Origin of the sequence: Rhodopseudomonas rhenobacensis, assembly GCF_014203125.1 — a bacterium.
GTDB lineage: Bacteria > Pseudomonadota > Alphaproteobacteria > Rhizobiales > Xanthobacteraceae > Rhodopseudomonas_A > Rhodopseudomonas_A rhenobacensis.
The window spans coordinates 49,735-64,811 of sequence record NZ_JACHIH010000009.1 but is presented as its reverse complement, the minus strand read 5'-3'; the positions used below and the strand labels follow the sequence as shown (position 1 = coordinate 64,811).

The following is a 15,077-nucleotide window of genomic DNA, read 5'->3' as shown; positions in this document are numbered from 1 at the left end:
GATGTCCCCGGCCGACAACCGGGAGAGTGGATGGGAATTGAAGGGGTGAAGAAACGACAGTCATCAGAAGCCCTCGCGCAGCCATCGACCGACCTTCCCGAAGTAGCCGTGGGTGCCGGTCTTATGATGGCGCATGTTGCGCGGCTCGACGTGTTCGAGATGCGCATATTGCGGATAAACCAGAAGCCCGGTCGGCACCGCGAAGGACGCGCTCTTGGCCTCCGTGGGCAGCTTGCCGAAACCGAGCGGACGGCCGATCCGCACCGGACGGCCGAGGATCCGGGTGGCGAGTTCTGGCAGGCCGGTGAGTTGCGAGGCGCCGCCGCTCAGCACCACCCGCGCCCGCGGCTCTGCCGCAAACGGGGAATCTGCGAGCCGGTCCCTCACCATTTCAAAAATCTCCTCGGCCCGATGCCGCACGATGTTCGCGATCTGAGCGCGGGAGATAATCTGCGGGGCGTCCCGCTCGTTGTCCCCGGCGCTAGGCACCGACATCAACTCGCGAGCATCGGAACCGCCAGTCAGCACGGTGCCATATAACGTCTTGATTCGCTCGGCATCTGCAATGCAAGTACCCAGTCCGCGGGCCAGATCCATCGTGATGTGTTGCCCGCCGAGCGCAAATCCGGAGGCGTGGACGAAGCGTCCGGCCGTATAGGTGGCGATCGTGGTAGTTCCCGCCCCCATTTCGACCACCGCGGCGCCGATATCGGCTTCGTCGTCGGTCAAAACCGACAGCCCTGCGACATAAGGACTCGCCGCCATGGCTTCGACGTTGAGGTGGCAGCGTTCCACCACCAGCATCAGGTTCTTGGCGACGGTGGCATCGACGGTGACGACGTTCATGTCGACGCCGAACGCGCGCGCCACCATGCCGCGCGGATCGCGAATGCCTTTGACTCCGTCGAGCGTGTAGCTGACCGGCAGCGTGTGCAGCACGGTGCGGCCTTGCGGCGTGGCGTGATGCATGCCGGCGCTGGTCACCCGGGTGACGTCGTCCGAGGTCACCGCGCCGCCGCGAATTTCCGCCGAGGCTTCGACCAATTGGCCCTGCAGCCGGCCGGCCGACACCGACAGCAGCACGGATTCGACGCGCACCTTGGCCATGCCTTCGGCCAGCGCCACCGCCTGGCGCACCGCGCGTTCGCATTCGGCGAGATCGATCACCGCGCCGGCCTTGACGCCGCGCGACTGGATCTGGCTGTAACCGACGAGCTCGATGGCGTGGCTGCGGCCGCGCAGCGCCTCGTTGGGCGGGCACGGCGTCAGCCGGGCGATCAGGCAAGCGATCTTGCTGGTGCCGATATCGAGCGACGCCACCAGCGCCGAGCGCTTGTGCGACATCGGCCGGGTCTTCGGCGCCTGGTTGTGATCAAGGCCGCTCATGCGTCGCCGGCCTTCTTTTTGGTCTTCTTGTCTTTATTGAAGAGCTCTTCGCGCGCCTTGGCGGCGTCCTCGGACAGCCGCACCGTCAGCCGGTCCGGCAGCCGCATGTCGACGGCGACGATGTCGCGCGACAACAGCCGGCCCTCGACGTCGAGCTTGCTCAGCGTCGCCAGCGCATTGCCGACCTCGTTTTCCGGCAGCCGGATGTCGAGGCCGTTGGTGAGCCGCAGGTTCCAGCGCCGCTCGCCGACAAACACCGCGGCCATCACCACGGAATTGACCTGCGGGTAGCGCTGCAGCAGCGCGATGAAATCCTTGGCGTGGCTCTCGGCGCCCTTGCCGACCACGAGCGGCAATGAGGCGAAGCGGCGCGCCACATAGGGCTCCAGCACGGCGCCGTCATCGGCGATCACCGCGAGCCGCCCCTGCAACTGCCAGCGCGCGAAGGCCGAGCGCTCGGTGATGTCGATGGTGAGCTGGCCCGGATAGAGTTTCAGCACGGTAGCGTCGGCGATCCACGGATTGGCCTTCAATTTGTCGCGGACGGTCGCCGCATCGAGAAACAACAAGGAGGAGCGGCCGGTGACGCCGCCGATCGCCAGCACCTCGTCGTGGGTGAGCTGCTTGCGGCCGGAAACCGCCACATTGGTGATGCGGAACCCGGCGACGTTGGCGACCGCGTTGCGGGCGTCGCTGAACGCCGTGGTCACCTCTTCGAGGTGGCCGCCCTTGACGATGCCGAGCGCGACGCTGCCGAGCAGCACCAGCGCGGTGAACAGCACGCCGATCCGCGGCGGCGCGTAGGTTTCCAGAAAGGCGATGAAGCGATGCGGGCTCTTGGTCCGCTCCTGACGGCGCGCCAGCCTGGCGCGGCGGCCGCGCTGCAGCCGCTCACGCAACAGCACGACAACCCCAATGGCTGCCGCTCTCAGGTCAGACCGAAGCCTCTGCCGTCTTACCGACCGAGCGAGGCGTCCTCCACCATCCATTGCACGAGCTCGTCAAATGTTATGCCCGCGTCCGCCGCGAGCTCTGGCACAAGTGACGTCTCGGTCATGCCGGGTTGGGTGTTGACCTCGAGGCAGATGAGGCCACCCGTTCCCTCGATGCGGTCGTCGAAGCGGAAATCCGCCCGGCTAACGCCCCGGCAGCCGAGCGCCACGTGCGCCGCCAGCGTTAACCTTCGGACCTCCTGGTAAACAAAGGGTAAAAGAGATGCAGGCAGGATGTGTTTTGACGCGCCCGGAGAATACTTTGCCTCGTAATCGTAGAACCGGACCGTCGGAACGATCTCGATCACGCCGGTCGCCTCGCCCTTGACCACCGCGCAGGTCAGTTCCTTGCCGGCGACGTATTTCTCCACCAGCAGCTGGTCGCCATGGGGCCAGTCGTCGCGGAACAGCTCCTGCGGCGGATGCTCATGGGCCTCGGTCACGATAAAGACTCCGACGCTGGAGCCGTCGGCGACCGGCTTGATGACATAAGGCGGCGCCATCACGTGGCGCTTGGCGACCTCGGCGCGCGACAGCGTCAGCCCTTCGGCCACCGGCACCCCGGCGGTCGCCATCACGGTCTTGGCCAGATCCTTCTGCATCGCCAAAGCCGAGGCCAGCACCCCGGAGTGGCTGTACGGAATCCCTAAGGTCTCCAGCACGCCCTGGATGGTGCCGTCCTCGCCGGGGCGGCCGTGCAGCATCACCAAAGCGGCGTCCGGCTTCAACTGGTCAAGCACGGTGCCGATGTTGCGCTGCACGTCGACCCGCGTCACTTGATAGCCGCAGCGCTCCAGCGCGTCGGCGCAGCTCTTCCCCGAGCGCAACGAAACCTCCCGCTCGGACGACCAGCCGCCGAGCAGAACCGCGACGTGCTTGCGTTTTGTCACTTGATGTCCTCAAACTGCCGCGGCGCGATGAAACGATGCGAACCGTACCCGGCGTTGAAATTTCGTCGATTTTCCTGATTCGGAGAAGCCTCTCCGACCACCTGTGATCCCTCCTCCGGCCATGACCGTCAATCCCGCAGCGCCGCCCTTCTCCGCCCCGATGCGGATCGCCCTGTTGATTTCCGGCACCGGCGTCAACGGCGTCGCGATGCATTGCCTGCTGCTGGTGCAGTACCTCTTGAGCCGCGGCCATCGCGTGCTGCTGCTGCATCGCCCCGGCGCCTGGATCGCCGACCGCCCCGGCCTCGACGGCGCGGAGAAATTCGTCACCTCGTTCGGCCGCAGCCCCGGCGAGTTGATCCGGGTGACGAAGCGGCTCAACGCCTTCAAGCCCGAGGTGCTGCACACCCATATGAGCAGCGCCCACACCTATGGCATGCTGGCGCGGATTCTCAGCCGCCGCCCGGTGGTCGCCACCGCGCACTCGACCTCGCTGCAGCTGCACTGGTGGTTCAACAATCGGGTGATCGCCACCTCGCCGGACGCCGAGGCGCACCATATTAAAGTCAACCGGGTGTCGCGGCGGGCGATGCGGATGATTCCGAGTTTCATCGACACCCGCTCGTTTCCGGTGATCGGCGACGACGAGCGTAGCGCGGCGCGCGAGGCGCTTGGATTGCCGCAAGACGCGTTCGTGATCGGCTGCGTCGGCGACATCTGCGAGCGCAAGCGGCAGATCGACGTGGTCCGCGCACTCGCCAACGTGCTGAAGACCGAACCGAAGGCCCGGCTGCTGCTGGTCGGCGGCCGCTTCAAGGAATATTTCGACGAACTCACCAAGGTGGTCGACGAGTTGGGCGTGGCCTCGCAGCTCATCACCACCGGCAGCCGCAACGACGTCCCAGCCCTGCTCGCCGCGATGGACGCCTTCGTGCTGGCGTCGCGCAAGGAGTCGAGCCCGCTCGCAGTCCTTGAGGCGATGTCGCGCGGCTTGCCGGTGATCGCCAGCGACGTCGGCATGCTGTCGGACTTCGTGGCCGAGAACGTCACCGGCCATGTGGTGCAAGTCGGCGACGTCGATGCCATCAGCCGGCATTTGATCGCGCTCGCCGCCGATCCCGAGCGCCGCAAAGCGATGGGCGATGCCGCGCAGGCCACCGCGCGCACCAAGTATGACATGAGCGTGTTGGCGCCGCAGACCGAGGCCGTGCTGCGCGAGGCCGCCGCGATCAAGAACCGGCCGTGGCTCGGCTTCGCCGCCGAATTGTGCGGCACTTCCCCCTCATAGAGGACATGCGATGATCCGCGCCTGGCTCGACCTCTCGACCTTCGGGACCTTTGCCACGCTCGGCATCCTTTATTATGGGACGGCGCTGGCGCTGGTCGGCGTGATCTTCCTGTCGCCGCTCGGGCCGCGCATCAAAACCCTGAACGGACTGGTGGCGCCGTTCTTCTCCTCGGTGGCGATGCTGTTCGCGCTGCTGACCGGCTTTCTCGCCAACGACGTCGGCGACCGCAATCGGCAAGCCACGCGCGCGGTGCAAAGCGAGGCCGGCGAACTACGCAACATCTACACCCTCAGCGTCGCGGCAGTCTCCGACATGAAGGCGATCCGCATCGCGCTGAAGGCCTATGCCGGCTCCGTGGTGCATGACGAATGGCCGGCGGTGGAAGGCGGCAGTTCGTCGCAAACCGACGCCGCTTTCGACGAGTTGCTGCGACGGATCAGCGATCCTGCGATCAGCCGCGACGACAGCAACGCGGTACACGGCGCATTGCTCAACGCCGCGGTGCGGGTCGCCACCGCGCGCGCGATCCGCCTCAGCCTGTCGTCCGACCGCACCAACGATCTGAAATGGATTTCGGTGCTGATCCTCGGCCTGATCACCCAGGTGGCGCTGGCGCTGGTGCATCTGGAGCGACCGCGCGCGATGCTGGCGGCGCTGACCGTGTTCGCCTCCGGGGCGATCGTGGCGCTCGGGCTGGTGGCGCTGCAGGAGGACCCGTTCGACGGCATCTTCAAGGTGTCGCCGCAGCCGCTGGAACGACTGCTGGCGCTGGCCGATACGCCGGCGGTGCCTGAGATTTTGACGAGCCCGGCCGCCCCGCTCCCACCGAAGTAATCGCTTGGAGCCCGCCGCATCCGGCGCGGCCTGCCCTCAATCGAGCGCGCGGCCGATCCGCTTGATCTCCCATTGCAGCTCGATGCCGCTGTGGTCCTTCACCCGCGCCCGCACGGTGTCGCCGAGCGTTTCGATATCCTGCGCCGTCGCGCTGCCGGTGTTGATCAGGAAATTGCAGTGCATCTCGGAGACCTGCGCGCCGCCGACGCGCAAGCCGCGGCAGCCCGCGGCATCGATCAGTTTCCAGGCGGATTGGCCCGGCGGATTCTTGAAGGTCGAGCCGCCGGTTTTCTCGCGCACTGGCTGCGCGGTCTCGCGATGGCGCTGCACCTCGTCCATCCGCGCGCGGATCGTCGCACGGTCCATCGGCTCGCCGCGAAACCGCGCTGACGTAAAAATCAGCGCCGGATCGGCGCCGCTGTGCCGATAGCTGAAGCCCATCTCGGCATTGCTCAGCCGATGCAGCGTGCCGTCGCGCGAGATCGCACTCGCCTCGATCAGCACGTCCTTGGTCTCGCGGCCGTTGGCGCCGGCGTTCATCCGCAGCGCGCCGCCGATGGTGCCGGGGATGCCGTGGTAGAATTCCAAGCCGCCGAGCCCGGCGTTGGCCGCGGCTTCCGCGACGCGCTTGTCGAGCGCGGCGGTGCCGGCGCTCACGACATCGCCGTCCGCGCTGGTCTCGCCGAAGCCGCGCCCGCCGAGCCGGATCACCACGCCCGGCAGGCCTCCGTCGCGCACAATGAGGTTGGAGCCGACGCCGACCACGGTGACGTCGATGTCACGCGGCAAGGCGCCGAGGAAGTAACCGAGGTCATCCGCATCGGCCGGCGTGAACAGCAGCTGCGCAGGCCCGCCGACGCGAAACCAGGTCAGCGGCGCCAACGGCTCGTTGGCCAAAAGCCGGCCGCGCAGTTGCGGCATCGCGGCTTTGAGTTCGGGAACGAGATCGGGAAACAAAGCCACGATCAGTCCAGCGCCTTCAGCTCGCCCGGCAGCGCGTAGGCCCATTGGGTGATGTTGCCGGCGCCGAGGCAAACCACGTAGTCGCCGCTATGCGCGGCGCCATGAACGACGCTGGCCAGCGCCGCGGACTCCTGCAGCGGGATCACCTCGCGGTGGCCGTGGGCGCGCAGGCCGAGCACGAAGTGATCGCGGTCGACGCCTTCGATCGGCGCCTCGCCGGCCGGATAGACTTCGGCGACGATCACCGTATCGGCGTCGTTGAAGCAGGTGCAGAACTCCTCGAACAGCGACTGCAGCCGCGTGAAGCGATGCGGCTGCACCACCGCGATCACCTTGCCTTTGGTCGACTCGCGCGCCGCCTTCAGCACCGCGGCGATTTCCACCGGATGATGGCCGTAGTCGTCGATGATGGTGACGCCATTCCATTCGCCGGTCTTGGTGAAGCGCCGCCGCACGCCGCCGAAGCCGGCCAGCGCCTTGCGGATGGTGTCGTCGGAGAGACCCAACTCATGCGCGACCGCGATCGCCGCGGTGGCGTTGAGCGCGTTGTGCCGGCCCGGCATCGGCAGCACCAGATCGGTGATCTCATGTTCGGTGCCGGCCTTGCGGTCGCGGAACGCCACCCGGAACGCCGAGCTGCCGCCGTTGGGTTTAAGATCGAGCAGCCGGACGTCGGCCTGCGGATTCTGCCCGTAAGTAATGATGCGGCGGTCCTCGATCTTGCCGACCAAAGTCTGCACCACCGGGTGGTCGATGCACATCACCGCGAAGCCGTAGAACGGCACGTTCTCGACGAAATCGCGGAACGCGTCCTGCACCGCCTCGAAGGTCTTGAAGTGATCGAGATGCTCAGGGTCGACATTGGTGACGATCGCCACGTCGGCCGGCAGCTTCAGGAAGGTGCCGTCGCTTTCGTCGGCCTCCACCACCATCCACTCGCCGGCGCCCAACCGCGCGTTGGTGCCGTAGGCGTTGATGATGCCGCCATTGATCACGGTGGGATCGAATTCGCCGGCGTCGAGCAACGCCGCGACCATCGAGGTCGTGGTGGTCTTGCCGTGGGTGCCGGCGATCGCCACGCAGCTCTTCAGCCGCATCAGTTCGGCCAGCATTTCGGCGCGGCGCACCACCGGGATGCGCTGCGCGCGCGCCGCCAGCAATTCCGGATTGTCGCGCTTGATCGCGGTCGAGACCACGACGACGTCGGCGCCGGCGACGTTCTCGGCCTGGTGGCCGACATGGATGGCAATGCCCTTGTCGCGCAGCCGATTGACGTTGGCGCCTTCGGAGGCGTCGGAGCCCTGCACGGTGTAGCCGAGATTGCACAGCACCTCGGCGATGCCGCTCATGCCGATGCCGCCGATCCCGACGAAGTGAATGGGTCCGATCTCGCGCGGCAGTCTCATGGGATGATCTCGCTTAAAGTTATGTGCGCTCCGGCGCGGAGCCGGCCATCCACGGCGCCGTCTGGGTGTGGATGCGTGGCCCTCGGTATACCGAGCGCGCGCTGAATTAAAGCATCAAGTCGCGCGGGACCGCCTTGATCGCCGACAACCTATTGAAAATGCGCGGTGTTCGAGGAAATCCCGGCGACCTTGACGACCAGATCGGCGAGCCGTTCGGCGGCGTCGAGCCGGCCGGCGGCGCGGCCGGCGGCGGCCATCGCGGTCAATCGCGCCGGTTCGCCGGCCAGTGCGGAGATTTCGGCCGCGAGCCGCGTCGGTGTGAATTCGTCCTGCGCGATGCGGATCGCGCCGCCGGCCTGCGACAGCACGCCGGCATTGGCGAACTGATCCTGATCAAGCGCGCCGGGCAGCGGCACCAGGATCGAGGGCCTGCCGATCGCGGCCAGTTCGGCCACGGTGCCGGCGCCGGAGCGCGAGATCACCAGATGGCTTGCGGCGAGCCGCGCCGGCAGATCGTTGAAGAACGGCTCGAGTTCGAAATTGAGCTTCAGCCGGTCATAGACCGCGCGGACCCGCGCCATGTCCTCGTCGCGCACCTGCTGCACCAAGACCAGCCGCGGCCACAACGCCGGGCCAAGCTTCTCGATCGCGCCGGGCACGATGTCGGCCATGATCCGGGCGCCCTGGCTGCCGCCGACCACCAGAAGCCGCAACGGCCCTTCGGCCTCGGGCGCCACGAACGGCACCGCGGCGGCGGCGAGAATTGCCGGACGCATCGGCGTGCCGGTGGTGGTGGTCTTGCCCGCCAGCGCCGGATCGCGATCCAGCACGCCCGGCAACGAGGTCGCGATCGCCGTCACCTTGTTCGACAGGAAGCGGTTGGCGCGGCCCATCACCGCGTTGGAATCGTGCACCAATGTCGGAATGCCGAACATCCGCGCCGCCAGCAGCGGCGGCAGCGTCGGATAGCCGCCGAAGCCGATCACCGCGGCCGGCTTCAGCCGCAGCATCAGACTGAGCGCCATCAGGGTGCCGGTGCCGAGCCGCAGCGCGGTGCGGGCGATCGCCACCGGCGAGCGGCCGCGAAAGGTTTCGCTCGGCACCACGTCGACCATGTCGCGCGAGAACAGCCCGCTGTAGCGCAGCGCGCGCAGGTCGGTGACCAGCCGCACCCGCAAGCCGCGTTTCATCAGCGCGACGCCGAGCGCCTCGGCGGGAAACAGATGACCGCCGGTGCCGCCGGCGGCGAGCATGATCAACGGTGCCATGGGCTTCATCTCAATTCGCCATCATCGCCGCGGTCAGGCGTAGGTCGGCGCCGCGGTGGCGTCGCCGATCGATTCCATCTCGACCCGCGGCCGCAGTCTGGTTAGCGCCAACATCATGCCGACGCCATAGGCCAGCGAGATCATCGACGACCCGCCATAGGAGATGAACGGCAGCGTCATGCCCTTGGCGGGAATCAGTTGCAGGTTCACCGCCATGTTGATGGCGGCCTGGATCCCGAACAGGATGGCGAGGCCGGAGGCGGCGAAGCGCGAGAACAGATCCTCGGAGGAATAGGCCCGCGACAGCGTGCGGATCACGATGAAGGCGAACAACAGCAAGAGCGCCAGGCAAAGGATGATGCCGAATTCCTCGGCGCCGACCGCGAACACGAAATCGGTGTGGCTGTCCGGCAGGCTGCGCTTGGCGATGCCCTCGCCCGGCCCGAGCCCGAACCAGCCGCCATTGCTGAACGCCTCCATCGCGGTGTCGACCTGGTAGGTGTCGCCGGAGGCCGGATTCATGAAGCGTTTGATACGGCCGGCGACGTGCGGCACGAACAGATAGGCGGCGAACAGCCCGCCCGCGGCGAGCCCCGCCAGTCCCATCACCCAGACGATCCGCATCCCGGCGATGAAGAACACCGCGCCCCACACCATCAGGATCAGCATGGTCTGGCCGAAATCCGGCTCCATCACCAACAGCGACACCAGCATGATCAACAGTGTCACCGCCATCGAGGTCGCGGGCATCTCAGGCCGGCGTGCGGATTCCGAAAACAGCCACGCCGCCAGCACCACGAAGGCCGGCTTGGCGGATTCCGAGGCCTGGATGTTGAGGCCGAGAATGGTGATCCAGCGCCGCGAGCCCTTCACTTCCGGCCCGAGCAGCAGCGTCGCCACGATCAGCGCGATCGAGATCGCGAACACGATCAGCGCCGAGCGCCGGATCTGCCGCGGCGACAGGAACGACACCGCGATCAGCACGATGAACGACGGCAGCAAGAACAAGACATGGCGATTGAAGAAGTGAAACGGGTCGAGCCCGATCCGTGTCGCCACCGGCGGCGACGCCGCCAGCGACAGGATCACCCCGCCGAGCATCAGCACGATGATCGCCGCCAACAGCAGCTTGTCGACGGTCCACCACCATTCGCTGAACGGGGTGCGCTGTTCACGGGAGATCATCGGTCATCCTGGGCAAAGGGTTTCCCCATTGCTCCCCCATCGTGGTTGCCAGAGGGTTAACGAAGTCGAAATGATTTGATCGCGATTGCGGCACCGATCGGGCAGCGCACGCCGGTTCCGCAACACGACTGCGAGCGCGGCGCCGGGGTCGTTACGCCGCGGCGGCGACCACGCGATTGCGGCCGTCGTGCTTGGCGCGATACAGCGCGACGTCGGCGCGCTTCAACACGTCGGCGATCGGCTCGCCCTTCTTTTCCAACGTGGAGAGCCCGATCGAGATCGTGACTTCGATGCGCTTGGTGCCCTTCTCGATCGCGAACAGTTCGCCGGCGATGGCGCGGCGCAGCCGCTCCGCCACCATGCTGGCGACCCTGAGATCGGTCTCCGGCATCACCACGACGAATTCCTCGCCGCCGTAGCGGCAGGCCAGATCGATGCCGCGGATCGACTTGCGGATTCGCACCGCGAATTCGCGCAGCACGTCGTCGCCGGCGTCGTGGCCGTAGCTGTCGTTGATCGCCTTGAAGAAGTCGATGTCGAGCATCATCAGCGCGAGCGGCTTGCCGCGCATCCCGGCCTGCTCGGCCAGCGTGGCGAGGTGGGATTCCATGTAGCGGCGGTTGTGCAGCCCGGTGAGCCCGTCGGTGATCGCCATCTCGATCGAGTTCTGCACGTTGTCGCGCAGATGATCGGTGTAGCGCCGCCGCCGGATCTGGGTGCGCGCGCGGGCCAAAAGCTCGTTCTTGTCGACCGGGCGCATCAAGTAATCGTTGACGCCGATCTCGAGGCCGCGCAGCAGCCGCGCGTTGTTGTCGGCATCCGCAATGGCGAGGATCGGCACGTGCCGGGTGCGTTCCAGCGAGCGGGCCTGGCTGCACAGCCGCAGCCCGTCGAATTCCTCGAGCCCGAGCGAAACGATCAAGAGATCGTAATTGCCGTCGGCGGCGTGAAACAGCGCTTCCGAGGGATTGGTCTCGACGTCGACGGCGTGCTCGGTGGCGAGCACCGGCGCCAGCCGCTCGTAGGACGACGGCCGGTCGTCGACCAGCAGAATGCGGCCGCCCTTGCCGGTTTCGGCGACCGCCTCGCGCTCCGGCGCCTGCACGCCGATCTCCATCGAGGTCAGCGCCCGCATCCGCAATTCGTCGGTCATCATCTTCAGCCGGGTGAGCGAGCGCACCCGCGCGATCAGCACCACGTCGGCCACCGGCTTGGTGAGGAAATCGTCGGCGCCGGCTTCCAGCCCGCGTACCCGATCGGACGGGCTGTCGAGCGCCGTCACCATCACCACCGGAATGAAATGCGTCGCCGGGTTCGACTTCAGCCGCCGGCAGACTTCGAAGCCGTCCATGTCCGGCATCATGACGTCGAGCAGCACGATATCGCAGGCGGCGCGCGAACAGATCTCCAGCGCCTGGGCGCCGTTGGAGGCGGTCAGCACGTCGAAATATTCAGCCGACAGCCTGGCTTCGAGCAGCCGGGCATTGGCCGGAATATCGTCGACGACGAGAATGCGCGCGGACATCGAACTCTCCTAACCGATGAAACGGCGAACGGTCTCGATGAACTTGCCGACTGAGATCGGTTTTGACAGATAGGCCTCGCAGCCGCCTTCGCGGATTCGTTCTTCGTCGCCCTTCATCGCAAAGGCGGTGACCGCGACGACGGGAATCGCGCGCAGTTCGGGATCGTCCTTGATCCAGCGGGTGACCTCGAGACCGGACACCTGCGGCAACTGAATGTCCATCAGGATCAGGTCGGGGCGGAGTTTGCGGACGAGTTCGAGCGCTTCGTAACCGTTGCTGGTTCCCGACGTCTGGTAGCCATGGGCTTCCAGCAAGTCGCGAAACAGCTTCATGTTGAGCTCGTTGTCTTCCACGATCAGGACGGTTTTCGCCATCCCGCCCTCCAATCCCCAAAAACCAATGCCCGGATCTGCGACCAGCGAACCTGTTCGCCACGCCGCAAGACTCGGGCATGATGGATTCAAAATAGAGACTATAAGTTACGGAAAGGCAAACATTGCGAATGACCAAGGATCAACGGAAAACCCGCCAAGTGGCTGAAATCGTAGCGGTCCAAGCGCTGTCCTTCGTCGCCTCGGAGCCCGAGCGACTGGGCCGGTTCCTGGCCGAGACCGGGCTCGGGCCGGAAACCCTGCGGCTCGCCGCGGCCGATCCGCAGTTTCTCGCCGGCGTGTTGGACTTCGTGCTGCGCGACGACGACACCGTGAAAGCGTTCGCCGCGGCCTCCGAACTCGACCCCACGACGATCGCGGCGGCGCGCCAGGCGCTCGACGAGTTGCCGTGGGAGCGCGACGTGCCGTGAGTTCTGCGCCGCCCGCCGTCGCCCGCGGCTTCTGTCGCGACTGCCTCGCCGAACAGGACGGCGCGGCGGCGGTGCGGTGCGTTGCCTGCGGCTCGCCGCGGCTGCTGCGCCACCCAAGGCTCGCCGCGCTGACGCTGGCGCATATCGACTGCGACGCGTTCTACGCCACCGTGGAGAAGCGCGACAATCCGGCGATCGCCGATCGTCCGGTGATCATCGGCGGCGGCAAGCGCGGCGTGGTGTCGGCGGCCTGCTACATCGCCCGCACTTACGGCGTGCGTTCGGCGATGCCGATGTTCAAGGCGCTGGCGCTTTGCCCGAACGCCGCGGTGGTGCGGCCCGACATGGCGAAGTACGTCCGCGTCGGCCGCGAAGTACGCCACGCCATGCTGGCGCTGACGCCCTTGGTCGAGCCGTTGTCGATCGACGAGGCGTTCCTCGATCTGTCAGGCACCGAACGCGTGCACGGCATGATCGCCGCCAAGGTGCTGGCGCGGTTCGCCGCCAAGGTCGAGCGCGAGATCGGCATCACCGTGTCGGTCGGGCTGTCGTGCAACAAGTTTCTCGCCAAGATCGCCTCCGATCTCGACAAGCCGCGCGGCTTTGCGGTGCTCGATCAGGACGACGCCCGCGCCATGCTGGCGGATCGCCCGGTCGGCTTCATCTTCGGCGTCGGCCCCGCCACCGAGCAACGGCTCAACGCGCGCGGCTATCGGCTGATCGGCGATCTGCAGCGCGCCGCCGAAACCGATCTGATGAAACAGTTCGGCGCCGAGGGGCAACGGCTGTGGCGGCTGGCGCGCGGCATCGACGATCGCGCCGTGGTGCCGGACCGCGGCGCCAAGAGCATTTCCAACGAAACCACCTTCGAGACCGACATCCGCGATCTGGCGACGCTGGAGAAAGTGCTGTGGCGACTGTCGGAGAAAGTCTCGTCGCGGCTGAAGAGCGCCGATCTCGCCGGCAGCACGGTGACGCTGAAGCTGAAGACCGCAGACTTCCGCCAGCGCACCCGCGCGCAGACCATTCAGGCGCCGACGCAACTCGCCGGCAAGATTTTCGCGCTGTCGCGCGAGATGCTGACCAAGGAAATCGACGGCACCGCGTTCCGGCTGATCGGCACCGGGGTCAGCGCGCTGACGCCGGGTTCAGAGGCCGACGACACCGACATGCTGGACGCCCGCGCCGCCCACGCCGAACGCGCGATGGACGACCTGCGCAAGAAATTCGGCAACGCCGCAGTGATCAAGGGCATCGCCTATGACGGGCCGGAGAAACGCGACGAGCGCGAGTGAGCTGAGCGCGAGTTAACCGAAAAGTTGCGTGCCCCGGACGCGGTGCAGCGCGCCGCACTTGCGGCGTGGTGCGCCGCAGAGCCGGGGCCGTACGGATGCTGCCTTCGTAACGGTCCCGGTTCTGCGGAGCAGCACTACGCGCTGCACCGCGCCCGGGACACGGTCAGCACTCTGCAAACGTCACCACTCCGCAAACTAAGCCAGCACGCTTACTTGCAGGGCTTGGTGTCCTTGACGTCGAACTTGCCGAGCGCACCGGCGATCACGAAGTCATTGTAGTCGAGCACCAGCGCGCGCGACACGCCGTTTTCGTAGAGTTCGAACGACATCGCATAGACCGGGGTCTGCTCGCCGGCATTGGCCTTGGCCTCGCGGTCGTAGTAACTCACCGTCACCGGCCAGCGGGTCAGCGACTTCATGGCGTGGGCGCTGGTGGAGGGATCGGGCGATGCGACCGCGCGGTCGCCGGGGATCGGCTGCCCGATCACCGTCAGTGTATTGTAGACCTTCTCGCCATTGTCCGAGCCGTCATAGACCGACAGCTCGAGCACCGATTTGCCGTCGCGCGCCGCCGCAATGATGCGATGGATCTGCTCGGTCGGAAACACCGTGGAGCCGTCCAGGTTGAAGGTCTTGGCCGCGGGCTTCTTCAGCTTGACGGTGACGTGATCGCCGTTGCGCTCGGCGATGCCGTCGACCGAGCTCGGATCGCCATCGTTCATCTTGGTGTCGATCTTGAAGCGATAGCTCTTGCCCTCGCCGTCTTCCCAGCTGGTCGAGCGCAGATCGCTCAGCGTGTTCTTGCCCTCGCCGCTGTCGAGTTCGGAGACCTGGCGGAAATCCGAGCTGTAGCCTTCGCAGGCGCTGCCGGAGAAGTTGTACAGAATGCGGCCGCGCACGCTGTTGACCGAGGCGTTGCCGCGGGCTTTCAGCAGGCTGAGTTCGTACAGCGCCTGATGCGCGAGGAATGCAGGCGGGGCACCGGCCTGGGCGGCGCTGCCGCCGAACCCAGCGGGCAACACGGCCACGGCGATCGCCACCAGCGACACTCGAAACCGCGAATTAGGCCACAATCGGCGCATCAAACCTCCCTTGCGTTGAAACCGCGAGAATACTGGCTCCGGCATTGCGCCGCAACCATGGCTTGGACGTGGCGGTTTGCTCGCGTTGCCACCGGTTTTTGCGGTTGCTTGCATGTCGCAGCGCTTTGCGCGAAACAATGCAGCGTCCCGTTCGCGGCC

General features: G+C 66.5%; 14 protein-coding genes. 4 read left to right on the top strand and 10 right to left on the bottom strand.

Annotation, left to right across the window (positions count from 1 at the left end):
• Positions 1 to 63 precede the first annotated feature (63 nt).
• Genes ftsA through HNR60_RS09565 form a run of 3 tightly spaced genes read right to left on the bottom strand, consistent with a single transcriptional unit; the run spans position 64 to position 3,268 of the window.
• Entirely contained in the window at positions 64 to 1,386 is a 1,323-nt protein-coding gene (gene ftsA / locus HNR60_RS09575) for a cell division protein FtsA (protein WP_184256777.1), read from the bottom strand.
• A complete protein-coding gene (locus HNR60_RS09570) occupies positions 1,383 to 2,375 on the bottom strand; it encodes a cell division protein FtsQ/DivIB (RefSeq protein ID WP_184256776.1) in 993 nt (330 codons plus the stop codon). Before HNR60_RS09570 ends, ftsA begins: the two co-directional genes overlap by 4 nt.
• Positions 2,342 to 3,268 (bottom strand): D-alanine--D-alanine ligase, encoded by a 927-nt coding sequence (locus tag HNR60_RS09565; RefSeq protein ID WP_184256775.1) that lies wholly within the window; start codon positions 3,266 to 3,268, stop codon positions 2,342 to 2,344. The genes HNR60_RS09570 and HNR60_RS09565 overlap by 34 nt, the downstream gene beginning before the upstream one ends.
• Before the next feature lie 121 nt (positions 3,269 to 3,389).
• Here HNR60_RS09565 and HNR60_RS09560 point away from each other — a divergent pair, with 121 nt between their 5' ends.
• Positions 3,390 to 4,556: a glycosyltransferase family 4 protein gene (locus tag HNR60_RS09560; protein WP_184256774.1), complete on the top strand. Its 1,167-nt coding sequence runs from the start codon at positions 3,390 to 3,392 to the stop codon at positions 4,554 to 4,556.
• Positions 4,557 to 4,566: 10 nt separating this feature from the next.
• Positions 4,567 to 5,391 carry a bestrophin-like domain gene (locus HNR60_RS09555; protein WP_184256773.1) on the top strand — a complete coding sequence of 275 codons (825 nt, stop codon included), beginning with the start codon at positions 4,567 to 4,569 and terminating at the stop codon, positions 5,389 to 5,391.
• Between the two features lie 36 nt (positions 5,392 to 5,427).
• Here the strand turns inward: HNR60_RS09555 and murB are convergent, their stop codons facing one another.
• From murB to HNR60_RS09525, 6 genes are all read right to left on the bottom strand, one after another.
• On the bottom strand, positions 5,428 to 6,399 hold the full coding sequence (murB, locus tag HNR60_RS09550) for a UDP-N-acetylmuramate dehydrogenase (RefSeq protein ID WP_184256771.1): 972 nt from the start codon (positions 6,397 to 6,399) through the stop codon (positions 5,428 to 5,430).
• Positions 6,357 to 7,760, bottom strand: a complete 1,404-nt coding sequence (gene murC / locus HNR60_RS09545) for a UDP-N-acetylmuramate--L-alanine ligase (protein WP_184256769.1) — start codon at positions 7,758 to 7,760, stop codon at positions 6,357 to 6,359. The genes murB and murC overlap by 43 nt, the downstream gene beginning before the upstream one ends.
• Positions 7,761 to 7,909: 149 nt before the next feature.
• Entirely contained in the window at positions 7,910 to 9,037 is a 1,128-nt protein-coding gene (gene murG / locus HNR60_RS09540) for an undecaprenyldiphospho-muramoylpentapeptide beta-N-acetylglucosaminyltransferase (protein WP_184256767.1), read from the bottom strand.
• A gap of 24 nt (positions 9,038 to 9,061) precedes the next feature.
• Entirely contained in the window at positions 9,062 to 10,213 is a 1,152-nt protein-coding gene (gene ftsW, locus HNR60_RS09535) for a putative lipid II flippase FtsW (RefSeq protein ID WP_184256765.1), read from the bottom strand.
• Positions 10,214 to 10,364: 151 nt separating this feature from the next.
• The gene (locus HNR60_RS09530; protein WP_184256763.1) at positions 10,365 to 11,738 is read right to left on the bottom strand and encodes a PleD family two-component system response regulator; all 1,374 of its coding nucleotides are present in this window, start codon (positions 11,736 to 11,738) and stop codon (positions 10,365 to 10,367) included.
• Between the two features lie 9 nt (positions 11,739 to 11,747).
• Complete coding sequence (locus HNR60_RS09525) at positions 11,748 to 12,113, bottom strand: response regulator (protein WP_011473739.1); 366 nt, start codon at positions 12,111 to 12,113, stop codon at positions 11,748 to 11,750.
• A gap of 128 nt (positions 12,114 to 12,241) precedes the next feature.
• Here HNR60_RS09525 and HNR60_RS09520 point away from each other — a divergent pair, with 128 nt between their 5' ends.
• Positions 12,242 to 12,541: a DUF3572 domain-containing protein gene (locus HNR60_RS09520; protein WP_184256761.1), complete on the top strand. Its 300-nt coding sequence runs from the start codon at positions 12,242 to 12,244 to the stop codon at positions 12,539 to 12,541.
• A complete protein-coding gene (locus HNR60_RS09515; protein WP_184256759.1) occupies positions 12,538 to 13,836 on the top strand; it encodes a DNA polymerase IV in 1,299 nt (432 codons plus the stop codon). Before HNR60_RS09520 ends, HNR60_RS09515 begins: the two co-directional genes overlap by 4 nt.
• A 209-nt stretch (positions 13,837 to 14,045) precedes the next feature.
• Here the strand turns inward: HNR60_RS09515 and HNR60_RS09510 are convergent, their stop codons facing one another.
• Positions 14,046 to 14,918, bottom strand: coding sequence for a cell envelope integrity EipB family protein (locus tag HNR60_RS09510; protein WP_184256757.1), 873 nt, complete (start codon positions 14,916 to 14,918; stop codon positions 14,046 to 14,048).
• Positions 14,919 to 15,077: the final 159 nt, after the last annotated feature.

Bases quoted from the DNA above. Each gene is read 5' to 3' on its own strand.
- HNR60_RS09510 (WP_184256757.1), bottom strand. From the start codon at position 14,918: ATGCGCCGATTGTGGCCTAATTCGCGGTTTCGAGTGTCGCTGGTGGCG.
- HNR60_RS09530 (WP_184256763.1), bottom strand. From the start codon at position 11,738: ATGTCCGCGCGCATTCTCGTCGTCGACGATATTCCGGCCAATGCCCGG.
- ftsA (WP_184256777.1), bottom strand. From the start codon at position 1,386: ATGAGCGGCCTTGATCACAACCAGGCGCCGAAGACCCGGCCGATGTCG.
- HNR60_RS09555 (WP_184256773.1), top strand. From the start codon at position 4,567: ATGATCCGCGCCTGGCTCGACCTCTCGACCTTCGGGACCTTTGCCACG.
- HNR60_RS09560 (WP_184256774.1), top strand. From the start codon at position 3,390: ATGACCGTCAATCCCGCAGCGCCGCCCTTCTCCGCCCCGATGCGGATC.
- murC (WP_184256769.1), bottom strand. From the start codon at position 7,760: ATGAGACTGCCGCGCGAGATCGGACCCATTCACTTCGTCGGGATCGGC.
- HNR60_RS09525 (WP_011473739.1), bottom strand. From the start codon at position 12,113: ATGGCGAAAACCGTCCTGATCGTGGAAGACAACGAGCTCAACATGAAG.
- murB (WP_184256771.1), bottom strand. From the start codon at position 6,399: ATGGGCCTACGCGCTGCCGGGCGAGCTGAAGGCGCTGGACTGATCGTG.
- HNR60_RS09570 (WP_184256776.1), bottom strand. From the start codon at position 2,375: ATGGATGGTGGAGGACGCCTCGCTCGGTCGGTAAGACGGCAGAGGCTT.
- HNR60_RS09520 (WP_184256761.1), top strand. From the start codon at position 12,242: ATGACCAAGGATCAACGGAAAACCCGCCAAGTGGCTGAAATCGTAGCG.
- murG (WP_184256767.1), bottom strand. From the start codon at position 9,037: ATGAAGCCCATGGCACCGTTGATCATGCTCGCCGCCGGCGGCACCGGC.
- ftsW (WP_184256765.1), bottom strand. From the start codon at position 10,213: ATGATCTCCCGTGAACAGCGCACCCCGTTCAGCGAATGGTGGTGGACC.